The organism is Streptomyces sp. MMCC 100 (genome assembly GCF_041538145.2).
GTDB lineage: Bacteria > Actinomycetota > Actinomycetes > Streptomycetales > Streptomycetaceae > Streptomyces.
On sequence record NZ_JBGORK020000001.1, the window covers coordinates 5,080,769 to 5,096,040 of the forward strand.

15 protein-coding genes and 1 pseudogene are annotated in these 15,272 nt (G+C 73.7%); 4 read left to right on the forward strand and 12 right to left on the reverse strand.

Annotated features, from left to right (window positions below; translation table 11 throughout):
• Positions 1-63 precede the first annotated feature (63 nt).
• A pseudogene (locus tag ABS735_RS23825) lies at positions 64-705 on the forward strand (creatininase family protein); the annotation flags it as partial.
• On the opposite strand, the gene ABS735_RS23830 reads toward ABS735_RS23825, so the two are convergent.
• The 5 genes from ABS735_RS23830 to ABS735_RS23850 form a co-directional block, all read right to left on the reverse strand.
• Positions 672-1,943 carry a lysylphosphatidylglycerol synthase transmembrane domain-containing protein gene (locus tag ABS735_RS23830; protein WP_373900540.1) on the reverse strand — a complete coding sequence of 424 codons (1,272 nt, stop codon included), beginning with the start codon at positions 1,941-1,943 and terminating at the stop codon, positions 672-674. The pseudogene ABS735_RS23825 and the gene ABS735_RS23830 sit on opposite strands and share 34 nt — an antisense overlap.
• Entirely contained in the window at positions 1,940-2,950 is a 1,011-nt protein-coding gene (locus ABS735_RS23835; RefSeq protein WP_373900538.1) for an SAM-dependent methyltransferase, read from the reverse strand. Before ABS735_RS23835 ends, ABS735_RS23830 begins: the two co-directional genes overlap by 4 nt.
• Positions 2,947-4,167, reverse strand: coding sequence for a glycosyltransferase family 4 protein (locus ABS735_RS23840; RefSeq protein ID WP_373901262.1), 1,221 nt, complete (start codon positions 4,165-4,167; stop codon positions 2,947-2,949). The genes ABS735_RS23835 and ABS735_RS23840 overlap by 4 nt, the downstream gene beginning before the upstream one ends.
• Before the next feature lie 107 nt (positions 4,168-4,274).
• Positions 4,275-4,673, reverse strand: a complete 399-nt coding sequence (locus tag ABS735_RS23845) for a 6-pyruvoyl trahydropterin synthase family protein (protein WP_373900537.1) — start codon at positions 4,671-4,673, stop codon at positions 4,275-4,277.
• A gap of 115 nt (positions 4,674-4,788) precedes the next feature.
• On the reverse strand, positions 4,789-5,799 hold the full coding sequence (locus tag ABS735_RS23850) for a zinc-dependent alcohol dehydrogenase (RefSeq protein ID WP_373900536.1): 1,011 nt from the start codon (positions 5,797-5,799) through the stop codon (positions 4,789-4,791).
• A gap of 109 nt (positions 5,800-5,908) precedes the next feature.
• On the opposite strand from ABS735_RS23850, the gene ABS735_RS23855 reads away from it, so the two are divergent.
• Positions 5,909-6,694 (forward strand): CDP-alcohol phosphatidyltransferase family protein, encoded by a 786-nt coding sequence (locus ABS735_RS23855; protein ID WP_373900535.1) that lies wholly within the window; start codon positions 5,909-5,911, stop codon positions 6,692-6,694.
• Positions 6,695-6,724: 30 nt separating this feature from the next.
• On the opposite strand, the gene ABS735_RS23860 is transcribed toward ABS735_RS23855, so the two are convergent.
• Positions 6,725-7,537, reverse strand: a complete 813-nt coding sequence (locus ABS735_RS23860) for an SDR family NAD(P)-dependent oxidoreductase (protein WP_373900534.1) — start codon at positions 7,535-7,537, stop codon at positions 6,725-6,727.
• A 72-nt stretch (positions 7,538-7,609) separates the two neighbouring features.
• Between ABS735_RS23860 and ABS735_RS23865 the strand changes: the two genes are divergently transcribed.
• Complete coding sequence (locus ABS735_RS23865; RefSeq protein WP_373900533.1) at positions 7,610-8,197, forward strand: TetR/AcrR family transcriptional regulator; 588 nt, start codon at positions 7,610-7,612, stop codon at positions 8,195-8,197.
• Between the two features lie 33 nt (positions 8,198-8,230).
• Here the strand turns inward: ABS735_RS23865 and ABS735_RS23870 are convergent, their stop codons facing one another.
• Positions 8,231-8,932: a restriction endonuclease gene (locus tag ABS735_RS23870; protein WP_373900532.1), complete on the reverse strand. Its 702-nt coding sequence runs from the start codon at positions 8,930-8,932 to the stop codon at positions 8,231-8,233.
• Between the two features lie 511 nt (positions 8,933-9,443).
• Positions 9,444-9,608: a hypothetical protein gene (locus ABS735_RS23875; RefSeq protein ID WP_373900531.1), complete on the reverse strand. Its 165-nt coding sequence runs from the start codon at positions 9,606-9,608 to the stop codon at positions 9,444-9,446.
• 103 nt (positions 9,609-9,711) lie between these two features.
• Here ABS735_RS23875 and ABS735_RS23880 point away from each other — a divergent pair, with 103 nt between their 5' ends.
• Complete coding sequence (locus ABS735_RS23880) at positions 9,712-9,834, forward strand: hypothetical protein (RefSeq protein WP_373900530.1); 123 nt, start codon at positions 9,712-9,714, stop codon at positions 9,832-9,834.
• 169 nt (positions 9,835-10,003) lie between these two features.
• On the opposite strand, the gene ABS735_RS23885 is transcribed toward ABS735_RS23880, so the two are convergent.
• The 4 genes from ABS735_RS23885 to ABS735_RS23900 form a co-directional block, all read right to left on the reverse strand.
• A complete protein-coding gene (locus ABS735_RS23885) occupies positions 10,004-11,251 on the reverse strand; it encodes an MDR family MFS transporter (protein WP_373900528.1) in 1,248 nt (415 codons plus the stop codon).
• Positions 11,248-13,038 carry an ABC transporter permease subunit gene (locus ABS735_RS23890; protein WP_373900527.1) on the reverse strand — a complete coding sequence of 597 codons (1,791 nt, stop codon included), beginning with the start codon at positions 13,036-13,038 and terminating at the stop codon, positions 11,248-11,250. The genes ABS735_RS23885 and ABS735_RS23890 overlap by 4 nt, the downstream gene beginning before the upstream one ends.
• Positions 13,039-13,053: 15 nt before the next feature.
• Positions 13,054-14,592, reverse strand: coding sequence for an ABC transporter substrate-binding protein (locus ABS735_RS23895; RefSeq protein ID WP_373900526.1), 1,539 nt, complete (start codon positions 14,590-14,592; stop codon positions 13,054-13,056).
• 107 nt (positions 14,593-14,699) lie between these two features.
• Positions 14,700-15,257 carry a GNAT family N-acetyltransferase gene (locus tag ABS735_RS23900; RefSeq protein ID WP_373900525.1) on the reverse strand — a complete coding sequence of 186 codons (558 nt, stop codon included), beginning with the start codon at positions 15,255-15,257 and terminating at the stop codon, positions 14,700-14,702.
• Between the last annotated feature and the right edge of the window lie 15 nt (positions 15,258-15,272).

Genomic DNA, 15,272 nt, shown 5'->3' on the forward strand with positions numbered 1-15,272 from the left:
TTCTCGCGTTCCTCAAAGGATTGCTCAACAGATTGCTCAACAGAGACGAAAGGCCGTGCGGAAATGGACGTTTCACTGGTGCCGGCGGACACGAGCGCGGACGTGTGCGAACGGGCCTCGGGGATTCCGCGGCAGGTCGCGGTACTGCCGGTCGGCAGTTACGAGCAGCACGGCCCGTACCTGCCGCTGGCGACCGACACGCTCGTCGCGTGCGCCGTCGCCCGGCATCTGGCCGCCGCGTATCCGGTGCACCTGCTGCCGCCGGTGACGATCGGCTGCTCGCACGAGCACGCGGACTGGCCCGGGACCGTCAGCATCTCCTCCGTGACCCTGCACGCCGTGGTGCGGGACATAGCGGACTCCCTGCGTCGCTCGGGTGTCGAGTCCCTGGTCGTGGTCAACGGACACGGCGGGAACTACGTGCTGGGCAACATCGTTCAGGAGTCCTCGGCACGTGGTGAGCGGCTGGCGCTGTTCCCGGCCGCGGAGGACTGGGAGACGGCGCGGCAACGGGCGGGAGTGGTCACCTCGTTGCTCACCGACATGCACGCGGGGGAAATCGAGACCTCCATTCTGCTGCACACGCACCCCGAATTGGTCCGGCCCGGTTACGAGGCCGCCGATTTCGTCGCGGACGACCGGCGTCATCTGCTCTCCCTCGGTATGTCCGCCTATACCGATTCCGGTGTCATCGGGCGTCCTTCACTGGGATCGGCGGAAAAGGGGAAGGAACTGCTGGCGAGCCTGGCGGATTCCTTCGGGGAGTATTTCGCGCTGCTGACGGCCGAGACGGTGGTGACCGATACGCCGGTGACCGATACGGCGGTGACGGTGACCGCGTCCGCCGAGTCCGGCGTGTCCGGCGTGTCCGGCGTGTCCGGCGTGTCCGGCGACCCTGGCGACTCCGACGACGAGCGCGCATAGCGCACGGTGCGCCGGCGGGCGACGAGGACGACGGCGCCGGGCAGACTCGCCGCGAGGCTGAGCACCCCGTACACCACCGCCACGCCCAGCCCGGTGCCCGCGCCGAGCCCCGCCGCGCCGAACGCCCAGGCGGTGACGCCCTCCCGGGGGCCCCAGCCGCCGACGTTCAGCGGCAGCCCCATGGCGAGCAGGGCCAGCACGGCCAGCGGCGTGAGCACGGCGACGGAGGCCCCGCTGCCGGCCACCCGGGCGGCGAGCACGAACATCGTGAGGTGCCCGGCGAGTACGACGACGGAGGAGCCGGCGACGCCCGGCAGGTTCCGCCGGGACAGCAGCCCCTCGCGTGCCTCGCCGAGCGCCGCCCGCAGGGCCCGCCCCCGGCGTGCGGGCGCCCGGTTCATGCGCAGGGGGAGGACGACGGCGAGCGCACCGAGCAGGGCCAGGGCCACGAGCGGTGCGAGGTGCCGGGCCTCGGCCAGTACCGGGGACGGCATCGTGAGCAGTACGCCGGCCCCGGCACCGAACAACGCGAGCTGCCCGGCGACCCGTTCGAGGACGACGGCCCGCACGCCGCGCCCGAGGTCGCCGGCGCTCCGCCCGTGCCGCACCGCGCGGTGCACGTCACCGAGGACGCCGCCGGGAAGGGCGGCGTTGAGGAAGAGCGCGCGGTAGTAGTCGGCGACGGCCGGTCCGAGCGGCAGCCGGATGCGCAGGCCCCGGGCCACCAGAGCCCAGCGCCAGGCGCTGAACACCGTGGTGACCAGCCCGATCCCGAGTGCCGCCAGCACCGCGACCGCGTCGATCCGGCGCAGTCCGTCCAGGAAGGCGCCGGTGCCCAGCCGCCACAGGAGCACGGCGAGGACGGCGGTCCCGGCGAGGGTGCCGAGGTGGGTGCGCAGGGCGCGGCGGCGGGGGGTCGCGCCGCCGACGACGCGGGTGTCCTGGCGTACGTCCGTCGGCAGTTCCCGCGCCGGTGCGGACGGTACGGTCGGGACGGTCGAAACCGTCGGCGCGCTCACGAGGCCCCGCCCGTCGGCCGGCACAGCGCCAGCAGGTCGGTGTGGTGGACGACCACGCGCAACTCCCCGGCCGCGCAGGCCGCGAGGCGCTCGTCCAGGTACCGGTCGGCCCGCTCCCGCAGTGCCGGGCGCTGTTCGACGGCCGCGCCGACCCAGCCCCGCAGCCACTGGGCGGTGAGGTCGGCCTCGTCGGGGCCCAGCCGCCAGGGGCTGGGGTGCGCCCGTACGGTGGCGCCGTACCCGGCGAAGGCCTCGGCCGCCGCGGTGACCGCGTCCGGGCCGAGCATGCCGGTGCGCCGCTGGTGGTCGTTGAACGCCTCGGTGATCTCGGCGTCCAGGGCGTGGGCGGGGGCGAGGTCGACGCGCCCGGCGACGGAGAGGCTCAGCAGCGCCGGACAGCCGGCCGCGGCACAGGCGGCGGCGAGCTTGCCGACCTCCTCGGTGGTGAGGACGTCGAGCAGCGCGGAGGCGGTCACCAGCGCGGCGCCGGTCAGGGCGTCCGGGGTGAGGCGGGCGAGGTCGGCGCGCCGCGTCTCGACGGTGACGCGGCTGCCGTCGGCGGCGGTGCGCGGGGCGGCGACGGCGGCGAAGTGCAGGAGGTAGGGGTCGCGGTCGTGCAGCACCCAGTGCTGGGAGCCGTCGAGCAGCGGGGCGAGCCAGCGTCCCATCGACCCGGTACCGCAGCCCAGGTCGTGCACCACGAGCCCGTCCGCCCGCCTCGGCAGGTTGGCGAGCCTGATCCGCAACGGGTCGAGCAGGTCGTGCGCCCGCGCGGCGGCGTCGGCGGGCTCCCGCAGGCGCAGCCACTCGGGGGCGTAGCGCGGGGGGTCGTCGGTGTCCTCCCGCGCCGTTGCGCCACGGAGGCGGACGGTGGCCCGCTCGGCGGAGGACCGCCCTGCCGGGCCGGCACCGGGGACGACGGCGTCCACGGAGTCGGGGGCGTCCTGGCGGCCGGGCCGGGCCGGGATGACGCCCGCGGTCGGTGCGGAGGGCTTCCTCGTGCTCATGCGGCCCTCCTCGGTTCCCCCGGCAGCCGCTGCAGTACGCCGGCCAGGCTCTGGGCCGTGCTCGCCCAGCCGTTCAGGGCGGCGCGGCGACCGCGGGCGGCGGCCTTCAGCCGGCGTCGTACGTCCGCCTCGCCGAACCAGCCGCGCAGCTCCGCGGCGAGCGCGACGGGATCCTCCGGCGGGACGAGGATGCCGGGAACCCCTCCGTCGGGCGCACGTCCGACCGCCTCCGGGAGGCCGCCGACGTCGGTGGCCAGCACGGGGATGCCGCGGGCGAGGGCCTCGGTGACCGCCATGCCGTACGTCTCGGCGTAGGAGGTGAGGACCATCAGGTCGGCGGAGGCGTAGGTGGCGTCCAGCTCGGCACCGGCCCGCGGTCCGGCGAGCACCAGCCGCTCCTCCAGGCCGTGCCGCGCGATCAGCGCCCGCAGCCGCTCGACGTACTCCGGGTCCTGTCCGAGCCCGCCCACGCACACACAGCTCCACGGAAGGTCGGCCACGGCCGCGAGCGCCTCCACCAGCCGGTGCTGGCCCTTGCGGGGAGTGACCGCGGCGACGCACACCAGCCGGGAGACGCCGTCGGTGCCCGGCGCGAGGGGCGCGATGTCGGCGCCGGGGGCTGCGACGTGGACACGGCCCGGGTCGAGGCCGTGGTGGGAGACGAGGCGGCGCACCGCCCAGTCGCTGGTGGCGACGACGGCCGGGACGGCGCGCAGTACCGTGCGTTCGCGGGCGTCCAGTGCGGCGGCCACGGCGGGGTCCAGGCCGGTCTCGTCGCCGAGCGGAAGGTGGACGAGGACGGCCATGCGCAGCCGCTCGGCCTCCGGTACGACGACCTCCGGCACCCCGCACGCGACCAGGCCGTCGAGGAGGACGACCGCACCGTCCGGCAACCGCCGCAGGACGCGGGCGAGTTCCGTGCGGGCGGCGTCGTCCGGCCGGGGCCAGTCGCCGGGCACGGGCAGCCCCCGTACCCGCCAGCCGAAGCCGGGCAGGTCGAGCCGCACTCGCCGGTCGTAGGCGTTGCCGCCGCTGGGGGCGGCCGGGTCGTCGACACCGCCCGGCATGACGAAGTGCACGGAGCGCAGGGACATGGGGACGATCCCCCCGTTCCTCGGGGCCGGAGCCGGTCCGGACTGCTGTGTCGCGGACGTCTGTGCGGGGACGTAGGCGAGCCGGGTCCGCCCGGCGGCGGTCGTGCCGGTCGTCGCCTCCACGGTCGAGCCGGTCGTCGCTTCCGCGGTCGAGCCGGTCGTCGCTTCCGCGGTCGAGCCGGTTGTCGCTTCCACGGGTGTGCCGGTCGTCGGCTCCACCGATGTGCCGGTCACAGCGCACGCTCGTAACTCGCCCAGGCGACGTGCGACTCGTGCAACGTGACGGTGAGGCCGGCCAGGCCCCTGGCCCCCTCGCCGAGCGCGCCCTTGTGCACGCGCTCGGCGAGCCGGTCGGCGATGACCTCGGCCAGGAACTCGGTGGAGGTGTTGACGCCGGCGAAGTCGGGTTCGTTGTCGAGGTTGCGGTAGTTCAGTTCGGCGACGACGGCGCCCAGCTCCTGTGTGGCGAGGCCGATGTCGACGACGATGTTGTCCTCGTCCAGCTGCTCGCGCCGGAAGGTGGCATCCACCAGGAACGTCGCTCCGTGCAGGCGTTGCGCGGGTCCGAAGACGTCGCCGCGGAAGCTGTGGGCGACCATGATGTGATCGCGGACGGTGATGCTGAACAACGGACGACCCTCCAGGTGTGGCGCGTCTGGTCCCCCGCCGATCGCTGCGCGGGGTGTCGTCTATTACGGCTGGGTGCCTTCCCCTGTTCAGTGGGCCGTGCGTCTTTCCTCAAGGTCAGGCGCCGCTGGGGGCGTCCGCGCCGGTGTCCTCCCCGTCGTAGCGGATCCGGTGGCACAGTGCGGGGACCTCGCCGGAGGCCAACCGGGGCATCAGGTCCGGGAGTTCGGCGAACGAGGACTCGCCGGTGACGAGGGCGTCGAGGGCGGGCTCGGCGAGCAGTTCGAGGGCGAGGGCGAGCCGGTCGGCGTAGGTGCGGGTGCCGGCGCGAGCCGGGGAGACGGTGCCCACCTGGCTGCCGCGCAGGGTCAGGCGCCGGGAGTGGAAGGCCTCGCCGAGCGGGAGTGCGACGCGCCGGTCGCCGTACCAGCTCAGTTCGACGACGGCGCCCTCGGACCGCAGCAGCTCCAACGACCGCGCGAGCCCGGCCTCCGTCGCACTGGCGTGCACGACGAGATCACGGTCACCTGCGGCGTCGCCCGGGGACGCGAAACCGACGCCGAGCGCCTCGGCGACTTCCGCCCGGGCCGGATCGGCGTCGACCAACTCGACCCGGACGCCCGGGAAACGGGCCAGCAGGGCGGCTACGGAGCAGCCGACCATGCCACCGCCGACCACGGTGATCCGGTCGCCGACCAGCGGTGCCGCGTCCCACAGTGCGTTGACGGCGGTCTCGACGGTGCCGGCGAGCACGGCCCGCCCGGCGGGGACCGAGGGCGGCACCGGCGTCACGGCGGCGGCGGGGACGACGTACCGCGTCTGGTGCGGGTAGAGACAGAACACGGCCCGCCCGACGAGACGCTCGGGCCCCTCCTCCACCACACCGACGTTGAGGTAGCCGTACTTCACCGGCCCGGGGAAGTCGCCGTCCTGGAACGGCGCGCGCATGACCGCGTACTGGTTCCCGGGCACCCGGCCGCCGAAGACGAGGGTCTCGGTGCCCCGGCTCACGCCGCTGAAGAGCGTACGCACGAGCACGTCGTCCGGACCCGGCACCGGCAGCTCCACCTCGCGGATCGCGCCCACGCCCGGCGTCTCGACCCAGAACGCACGTGCCCTGCGTGTCATCGCCACTCCTCCTGAACGATCGGGAAGCCACTCACGTACCGAGGGATGCACAAGCCGCGCACAAGGTAGCGGCGTTGATCGACTCTGTCACACGGCCGGAGGATGTTCGGTGGCCCTGATCAACCTGAACCACACGGACGACGCGTACGACGTTTGTGCCGCGAGGTCCGTTCAGCAGGAGACCGCGGTGGGAGCGGGCGCGCAGCTCCTTCTCCTGTCACTGCTGGGCACCGCGATCGGCATGGGCACGGCGGGCTGGCTGACCGGCCTCGCCTTCGCGTTCGCGGGCTGGGCGGTGCTGTCCCGGGCCCTGCACCGCTCCCGGCTGCCGTCGTTCGGCCCGGCCAACCGCGTCACCCTCGGCCGGGCCACCCTGGTCGGCGGGGTCACCGCCCTGGTCGCGGACTCCTTCCGCGACGCGCCGCCCGTCTCGCTCCTCGTCGGCCTGACGGTCGTGGCCCTGGTCCTGGACGGCGTGGACGGCAAGGTCGCGCGCCGCACCGGCACGTCCACACCACTGGGCGCGCGCTTCGACATGGAGGTCGACGCGTTCCTCATCCTGGTGCTCAGCGTGTACGTGGCGATGGGCCTGGGCCCGTGGGTGCTGCTGATCGGCGGCATGCGGTACGTGTTCGTGGCGGCGGCCCGGGTGTGGCCGTGGCTGACCGCCCCGCTGCCGCCGAGCACGGCCCGCAAGACGGTGGCCGCGCTGCAGGGCGTCCTGCTCCTCCTGGCGGGCGCGGACCTGCTGCCGCGCGCGGCGAACGCCGGAGTGGTGGCCGTGGCGCTGGGCCTGCTGGTGTGGTCGTTCGGGCGGGACGTGCGGTGGTTGTGGCGACGGTCACGGGTGCCTGCCGCCCCTGCCGGGACGGTGCCGGAGCTCGTCGCTCGGTGAGCCTCGTCGGCGCCGTGCCGGTGAGTCTCCCTAGGCTGCCGTGCCGCCCCCTGCTGAGGAGCGGGCCGAGATCCGCCCGCTGATCAGGACGGTGCGGCGGCGGGTGAAGAGCCGGGGCAGCGAGACCATGACGGCGTTCAGACGGCCCGACTGCACGCTCGGTCGCCGTCCGCGGTCCAGGGCGCGCATCGCGGTCGCGACCACCTGCTCGGGGGTCTCGTAACTGCCCTGGTAGGCGCCGCCCTCGAATCGGTCGAAGAACTCGGTGCGGGTGAGGCCCGGGGCGAGCGAGAGGACGCGCAGGCCGGTGCCGCGGGATTCGTACCACAGGGCCTCGGTGAAGCTGAGGACGAACGCCTTGCAGGCGGCGTACACCGCCAGCTCAGGGCTCGGCGTGTAGGCCGCCGCGCTGGCGACGTTGACGAGGATGCCCCGGCCGGAGTCGCGGAGCGGCTCGATGAACGCCCGGGTGAGGTCGACGAGGTTGGCCACGTCCACGTTGATCTCGTCGGTGAGGCGGTCGGGATCCTCCTGATGGAAGGCGCCGTTGGTGCCGAAGCCGGCGTTGTTCACCAGGCCGTCGACGCGGATGCCCCGCCCGGCCAGATCAGCGGCCAGCCGACGCCCCGCACCCGGCTCGCTCAGGTCGAGCGGCACCGCCGTGGCCCGCACACCGTGTCGTGCCCGCAGTTCCGAGGCGAGGTCTTCCAGGCGGTCGCGCCGCCGTGCGACCAGGACGACGTCACTGCCGCGGCGGGCGAGTTCGCGGGCGAAGGCGGCGCCGATGCCGGAGCTGGCGCCGGTGACGACGGTGGTCTGGTCGGAGAAGTTGATAGGTGCCATACGATGCACTGTAGGCAGGACCTTGCACTGAGTGCAAGTCATGCACGCGATGCATAGCTATAGGCTGAGTGCATGGCCGACACCCCCACGCTTCGAGAGCGCGCGCGCCGCGCCGCGCGCGCGGAGATCGCCGCCACCGCCATGCGGCTCTTCGCGGAGAACGGCTTCGAGGCGACGACCATCGACCAGATCACCAGCACCGTGGGCATCTCGCGCCGCTCCTTCTTCCACTACTTCGGAAGCAAGGAAGACCTCGTCCTGGGCGACACCGAGGCGCTGGGCGAGTCGGTACGGGCCGCGCTGGAGGCCCGCCCGGACGACGAGTCGGCCTGGACGGCCATCCGGGCCGCCTTCCTGACCATCCGTCCGGCGGACAAGACCCCGGAGGAGCAGCTCACCCTCGCCCGCATCCACCACGAGGCGCCCTCCGTACGCGCCCGGCACCTGGAGAAGCACCTGCGCTGGCAGGGACTGCTCGCCCCCGACATCCAGCGCCGCCTCGGCCTGCCCCCGACCACGGCCCCGGACCCCCGGGCCCTGGCCTTCGTCGCCGCCGCCCTGGCCTGCTTCGACGCGGCCGTCGACGCGTGGTACCGCTCCGGCGGCGCGGAGGACCCCGAGCGCCTCTTCGACGAGGCGGTCGCCGCGCTGCGCGGCTAGGAGCCCCACCGCGAGCCGAACAAGCCGCGTCTTTCAGCTCAAGGACGACGGGCGACGCGGAGGCGGCACCGCCCGCAACAGCTCCCACAGCGGACGCGAACCCGACGCCCACACGGCCAGCGTCCGACGGTCGACGACGTGCAGCCGCTGTTGCTTGGCGAACGTCACCGCAGGTCCGGTCACCCGGCCATTCGTGACGATCACCGCAACGTCCGCACCGTGCACCTGCCGGGCCGTCCCGTTGAGCACCTGCAGATCCGGCGTGCCCACCGCGGAGCCCTGGGCACCGTCGCGGCGGTGCTTGCACTGGACCACCCAGCGCCGCCCGAACGGGTCCGTGGCCTTCACGTCAGCGCCCAGGTCACCGCGTCCACCGACCCGCCGGGCATCCCGGCAGCCGTCCCGCCGCATCAGCTCCCGTACCGCGTCCTCGAACCGGGTATGGTGCAGCGCGTCCAGGTGCGGCAGCCCGTAGCGCAGGCCCTGCGCCCGCACCGCCTCCCACCGGGCCCGCTGCTGCCGGTTGTAGAGCCGGCCGGCGCCTCCCAGCACGGCGAGCACCAGGATCACGACAAGCACCCACCAGTGCGCCAGCAGCCAGTTGACCACCATCACCACCAGCCCGATACCGGCCGCCGCCACCACGGCGAACACGACCAGCCGCGCGTCCCGCTGCTGCTGCCTCCGGCCGGCCCGCCTCGTACGCCGCCTCGCCAGCGGCCGCCGCCGGGTCACCGCTCCCACCGGATCGGGTACGACACCGTGGGACGGGGCTGTGGCGCCCGCGCAGCGGGGACGTTGTCGAACCGGATCGGGTACTGGACCGTGGTCCGCGACCGCGGAGTCTTCTCGCCTCCTGCCGATACGTTGCCGTTGCCCAGCCCTACTACGGCCAAGGCCACCACACCGAGGATCATCGTTTCCCGTTTGGCGCCCGGAGCCCACCGCCAATGTCCGCGAACCGGTGTCCCGTCAGAGCGCACGTACGACCGTACCCAAGGCATACAATCCTCCCCCTCTTCACCGCTCCCCCGCACAACCGCCCATACTGACAGGCGGCACTGACAACGCGTCAGCACATCAGCACGCCGTGCGATCAAGGAAGAGAAGAACAGGCCAGGTCAGACAGAGACCGTTTGCTGGCTCCCTCAACCCGCCGGGTCCGGGGACATGGACGGCAACGAGCCGTCGGACCAGCGGATGGGCCGTCGGTGAGCCAGGAGCCGTCGCCCAGGGGCTTCAGGTCTTACGGGTGGTCCACCTCGACAGTCATCTCGCCGCTGATCGTGCCCCTACGCACGTCGACCAGGTGGTGGCGGAACCGCTCCTCCGCGTCCTCGGTCTCCCCGCCCAGGGTGACCACGGCCGTGTCCGGGGTCAGGTAGCCGCCACTCCATTGGCTCGCGGTCATGGACAAATCCGGTGGTACGCCACTCCGTCCGGCACATAACGGTGCCACTCGTCCGGACTGAACGCCGGCGAATTCACCTGCCCCGTGTGGCCGCCTCTTCCCCATGTCCCAGAGTTGTGCCTCGAACTCCTCGCTGCTGCTGACCCGGAAGCCCAAGGCGGTGACGGCGAAGGTCATGCCGTCCGGGCTGAAGGCGAACGACACCCCCTCGGCCGTGTGCCCATGAGAGTGGCCCGCAGGGTCGGGGGCACCGTAGCCAGAAGCCGGGCGCGGGTCTGCGGGGACGCGGAGACACGGAGACGAGCGACTTCCAGTTGTCCGGGGGCGAGTTGGCGACGCAACCGCAGCGGGAGTCGTGGTTGACGGCCAGGTACCGGTAGTCGATCCCGAGGAACTCAGTACCGCCGCCGAGGCAGCACCCCCACCGCCACCAGCGGTACGGCGGCCAGCACCAGCCACGGCACGGCGACCGGCAGCCCGGCGTCCAGCAGCAGACCGGTGACGGAGCTGCCCGCGAGCACGATCAGCCCGGACACGGAGGACAGGGCACCCGTGTACAGCCCGAGCCGCCCGTCCTCGGCGAGGTCGGGCACCCACGCGCGGGCGACGGGCGCGACAAGCATCTGCCCGAGCGTCAGCAGGACGACGAACCCGGCGGCCGGCACCAGCCCGCCCGTCCCCGTCCACCCCGCGGGCCGCGCCAGAGCGACGACGGCGAACCCGACGGCGATCAGCGCCAGCCCCGCCACCATCGACCGGCGCGGCGCCAGCCGCTCCCCCGCCCACCGGGTCACCGGCAGCTGCGCGGTCACCACGAGCAGCGAGGACAGGGCGAACAGCCAGGCCAGCGGGGCCTGCGAACCGGCGGCCCGCTCGACCTCGGCGGGCAGGGCGAGGTAGAGCTGGTTGTAGGCGAGCAGATAGGCACCGTAGGCGCAACACAGCGCGAGGAAGCGCCGGTTGCGCAGTACGAGCCGTGCTCCGCCCTTGACGCGGGCCTGGACCCGCCCGGGGATGCGCTGCGGCAGCAGCCAAGCGTGCCCGGCGAGGACCAGCACGAAGACACCGGCCCCGGCGAGGCAGGCCGTACGGAAGTCGACGGCGAGCAGCAGCGCACCCAGCAACGGCCCGACGAAGGCGCCGGCCTGCCCGGCGACGGTGAACAGCGCGAGCACCCGGGTCCGGTCACCACCGCCCGCCTCCTCCCACGCAACCGCCTGCCGGGCGACCTCGGACTCGACGGCCGGCGAGAAGAGCGCGGCGGCGAACCCGATCAGCAGCACGGCGCCGACGACGGCCCAGGTCCGCTCGGCGAACCCGAGCCACCCGAACCCGGCGATCCGCAGCACGCACCCGGCGAGCACGACGGGCCGGATGCCGTACCGGTCGGCGAGCGCCCCGCCGACCACGAACAGCCCCTGCTGGCTGAAGGTCCGCAGCCCGAGCACGAACCCGACCAGCCATCCCACCATGCCGACGGACTGCCCCAGGTGCTCGGACAGGAAGGGCAGCACGGCGAAGAAGCCGACGTTGAAGGCGAGTTGGGTGAGGATGAGCAGCCGGAGCAACGGGGAGAGCCCGGAGAGCGGGGCGGTGCGACGGCCGGGGGCCTGCACGGACCGGCCGGCGGAGCTGGAAGTCATCGGGCTTCGGCCGGGACCGGTTCCTTCTCCGCCTCCGCGACGGACGGCCGCTCGGCCGCCTCGACGGTAGGAGGAGATGACCGCCTGGGCCGGCGCAGCCCGCCCGCGGCGCTGACGGCCAGCGCGCCGAGCAGCGCGAGTACAGCGGCGGGGGCGAGTACGGCCCAGGGGGCGCGCTCGGCGTAGGGCTGGTTCTCTGCGAGCAGCAGGCCCCACTCGGGGGACGGCGGCTGGGCGCCGAGTCCGAGGAACCCGAGGGAGGCGAGCGCCAGGGCGACGCCGGGCAGCCGCAGCAAGGCGTGCCGGAGGACCGGCGGCAGCACGGCGGGCAGCAACTCGCGCCGCAGCAGATGGACCCGCCCCGCACCCAGCCCCTTGGTCGCGGTGATGTGCAGTGTGGCGCGCTCCTGGCGCAGCAGCGAGGAGGTGTGCGCGGCGAGCGGCGCCCAGGCGACGGCCCCCACGGCGAGCGCCGGCGTGGCCGCTCCGCTCCCGGCGACGGCGGTGACGAGGAGGGCGACGAGCACGGGCGGTACGGCGTTGACCGTGTCGACGAGCGGTGCGGAGACCCGGGGCACGAGCCCGAGCAGTACGCCCACGAGCAGCGCGGCAACGCTGATGGCGGCGGCGAGGAAGAGGGTGTCCAGCGCCCCGTGGCCGACGCGGGCGAGCAGGTCGCGCCCGAGGGCGTCGGTGCCGAAGGGATGGCCGAGGGAGGGCGCCCGCAGCCGCTCCCCCGTGTCGAGGGCGAGCGGATCACGGGCCAGCCCGAACCCGACGACGGCGAGGAGAAGGGCGCCGTAGAGGAGTGGCAGCAGCCCTCCGGCGGGCGGGGCGGACCGGTGCAGCGAGGAGAGCGCGCCGTCACGCAGCGCCGGCCCGGTCAGCAATCGGGCGGCGACGCGGGTGGCGCCGGTCGCGAACGCGGCGAGGAGGACGAGGGCGAGGGTGCCGGCCTGGAGGACGGGAAGATCCTGCGCGAGGGCGGCCTGGAGGGTGGTGCGACCGAGCCCCGGGATGTCGAAGACCTGCTCGACGGCGACGGCCCCGCCGGTCAGCCCGACGACGAACAGCCCGAGGTTGGGCAGCAGCGCGGGCACGCACCGCCGCACGGCCTGACGGGCGACGGACCTCCCGGTCAGCCCACGCGCCGCGGCGGCCAGCGCCCAGGGCTCGCCGAAGGCGCCGGGCAGCAGATCATCGAGCAGCCGTCCGAGCACGGCCCCGGCGGGCAGCCCGAGGGCGAGCGCGGGCAGCAGGGCCCACTGGGGCCCGTACCACCCCAGCGCGGGCAGCCACCCCAGCTGCACCCCGACGACGGTGGCGAGCACGGAGGCGACCAGGAACTCGGGCAGTGAGGCAAGCACGGCGGACACGCTCCCGCCACCGCGCCGCCCACCGAGCCGCCGCCGGGCCCCCAGCCGCAGGGTGCGTGCGCATATCAGCCCGGCAGTGAGAACGGCGACGAACAACGCGACACCCATGAGCAGAAGCGAGGCACCGAGCGCTCGCAGCACGCCGGGCAGCACATCGCCCCCGGAGATCCACGACTGCCCGGCGTCTCCGCGCACGAGCCCGCTCAGCCAGCTGGTGAGTGTGTGCCACGGCCCCCCGTCGATCCCGAGCTGCCGCCGGATGTCGGCGAGCACCTCGGGCGTGGGCTCCCGCTCGGCGGACCGCGCCTTGAGGACGGTGTGGGCGGGGTCGGTGTGCGTGAGCCGGGGCAGCAGCCCGATCCCGCACACCAGCCCGCCCGCGAGCAGGATCCGCCACCCCGCGCCGGCCACTCGCTGCCACACGGTTCAGCGCCGGGTGCCGGTGCCGACGAGGGTGCGCTCGTACGGGTCGAGGATCACGCCCTGTACGGAGTCGGCGACGCCGGTGATGATGCGCTGGTGCACGAGCGGCACGACGGCGTCGCTGCCGAGGACGCGGGCCTCGGCGGCCATGGCGGCGTCCTGCCGCTTCGCGGTGTCGGCGATCTTCTCGGCGTCGGCGACGGCACGGTCGACGCCCTTGTCGCAGAGCTGGGCGATGTTGAAGCCGCCGTCGCAGGTGTAGTCACTGGCGAGGACGGCGACGGGGTCACCGGTGTCGAGGAGCGTGTTCCGGGCGAGCACGAAGGCGTCGAACTTCCCGCCCAGGGCGTCGCCTTCGAGCCGCGAGTACTCCCGCACGGTGAGCTTGACCGCGAACCCGGCCTTCTCCAACTGCTGCTTGACCACCTGGGCGACCTCGGGCAGCTCGGGCCGGTTGTCGTAGGTGGCGAGGGTGATGGTGTCACCGTCCCCGGGCTTCTTGACCGCCGCCCGCCCGACGGGTGCGGTCCGCTTCCCTTCCGCCCAGGTGACGGCGGGACCGAAGACACCGGCACCGGGATCGCCGTACCCCTCGTAGACGTCCTTGGCGAACACGGAGGTGTCGAGTGCCTGTCGGGCGGCGGCTCGCAGCCCGGCGTCCTTGAAGGTTCCCGACGAGGCGTTGAGGAGCAGGCTGGTGGTCCGGGTGGTGGCGGTGTCGCGCCGGGTCTTCTCGTCGAGCGAGGCGGCCTGGGCGACGGGAACCGCCTCGGCGATGTCGAGCTCGCCGGTCCGCAGGGCGTTGGCACGGGCGGTGCCGTCGGCGATGAAGCGCGCGTCGATGCCGGAGGCCTGCGCGCGACCACCCCAGTAGTCGTCGAACCGGTCGAGGGAGGCGGAGGTCGCGCCGTTGACCTTGGTCAGCTCGAAGGGGCCGGTGGCGTGGCCGATGGGGTCGACATGGCTGCCCTTTCCATTGGCGCCCTGGCCGCCCTTTCCATAGGCGTCCTTGGAGAGAATCGCGAGGCTGGGGCTGGAGAGCCGGAGCGGCAGTACGGGGTCGGGCTCGGCAGTGGTGACGCGTACGACCCGGTCACCGCTCGCCTTGGCGCTTAGGGTGACGCCGGCGAGGGCGGCGGGGGAGGGCTTGGCGCCGGTGGCACGGGTGAGGGAGTCGGCTACGGCGGCCGGGGTCACGTCGCTGCCGTCCTGGAAGGTGGCGTCGCGAAGGCTGAATTCCCAGGCCTTGTCCCCGTCCCGCCGCCACGACTCGGCGAGTGCGGGGGCGGCGGAGCCGTTGGCGTCGAGGGAGGTGAGCCCTTCGGTAACCCCGAGCCGGCTGAGGAGGGTGGCGTCGGCACCGTACGGGGACAGGTTCTCGGCGGGCGGGAAGGCGAGGGCGACGCGGAGACGGGCGCCGTCACCGTCCTTGCCGCCGCGGGAGCCGGATCCGGTTGCTTCGCCTCCGGAGGCGAAGCAGCCGGCCATCAGCGGAACGAGCAGGAGCGGGGCGAGCAGCCGGGGGCGGCGGTGGGAGCGCATGGTCCTCGGATCGATCAGGTCGGGAGCGGGCAGGTGGAGTGCGGAAGGCGGTGCCGGGCGCGGGCGCGGCAGCGCATCGGGAGCCTACATGGAAACGATTTTCACGCCTACCTGGCCCCGGCCACTCCCACCACGGGCACATCGAAGTGCACGATCCCCTGCCCACCCCCCGCATCCTCCCGCTCGTCATGCACGACCTTGGCCAACGACCGCCAGAACGACTCGGCCCCGGTGACTGCGGGGTCGGTGTGCAGGTAGACGGCCCGGTATCCCCCGTCGGCGACGGCGAACGCGAGCAACTCGTCGACAAGTCGACGCGCGAGCCCCCGCCGCCGGTGCTCGGGCCGGACGTACACCCGCCGCAACTGTGCGGTCACGCCGGAGGGGTACCGCTCGGCGACGTGCGCGGGGTTCGGGGGGTGCGCGGGACCGCGGGAGTCGAGGGCACCGGTGCCCACGACCTCCCCGTCCGCGTCCACGGCGACGAGGAGGGTGTGCCGAGCGGGGGCCAGGTAGGCCCCGGCCGGGTCGATGACGTCGCCGTGCCAGCGGGGGACGTACCCCGTACCGAAGTCCCGGTAGACGGTGTCGAGCATGACGGCTCGGGCGGCGTCCACGTCGGCAGGGGTTGCTGGGCGAATGCTGTAGTAGTCACTGTCGCGCACTTGCACATCGTACGC

Coding starts and splice junctions, on each gene's coding strand:
- ABS735_RS23835 (WP_373900538.1), bottom strand. CDS start 2,950: ATGAGCACGAGGAAGCCCTCCGCACCGACCGCGGGCGTCATCCCGGCC.
- ABS735_RS23850 (WP_373900536.1), bottom strand. CDS start 5,799: ATGACACGCAGGGCACGTGCGTTCTGGGTCGAGACGCCGGGCGTGGGC.
- ABS735_RS23860 (WP_373900534.1), bottom strand. CDS start 7,537: ATGGCACCTATCAACTTCTCCGACCAGACCACCGTCGTCACCGGCGCC.
- ABS735_RS23865 (WP_373900533.1), top strand. CDS start 7,610: ATGGCCGACACCCCCACGCTTCGAGAGCGCGCGCGCCGCGCCGCGCGC.
- ABS735_RS23875 (WP_373900531.1), bottom strand. CDS start 9,608: ATGACCGCGAGCCAATGGAGTGGCGGCTACCTGACCCCGGACACGGCC.
- ABS735_RS23880 (WP_373900530.1), top strand. CDS start 9,712: ATGTCCCAGAGTTGTGCCTCGAACTCCTCGCTGCTGCTGACCCGGAAG.
- ABS735_RS23885 (WP_373900528.1), bottom strand. CDS start 11,251: ATGACTTCCAGCTCCGCCGGCCGGTCCGTGCAGGCCCCCGGCCGTCGC.
- ABS735_RS23895 (WP_373900526.1), bottom strand. CDS start 14,592: ATGCGCTCCCACCGCCGCCCCCGGCTGCTCGCCCCGCTCCTGCTCGTT.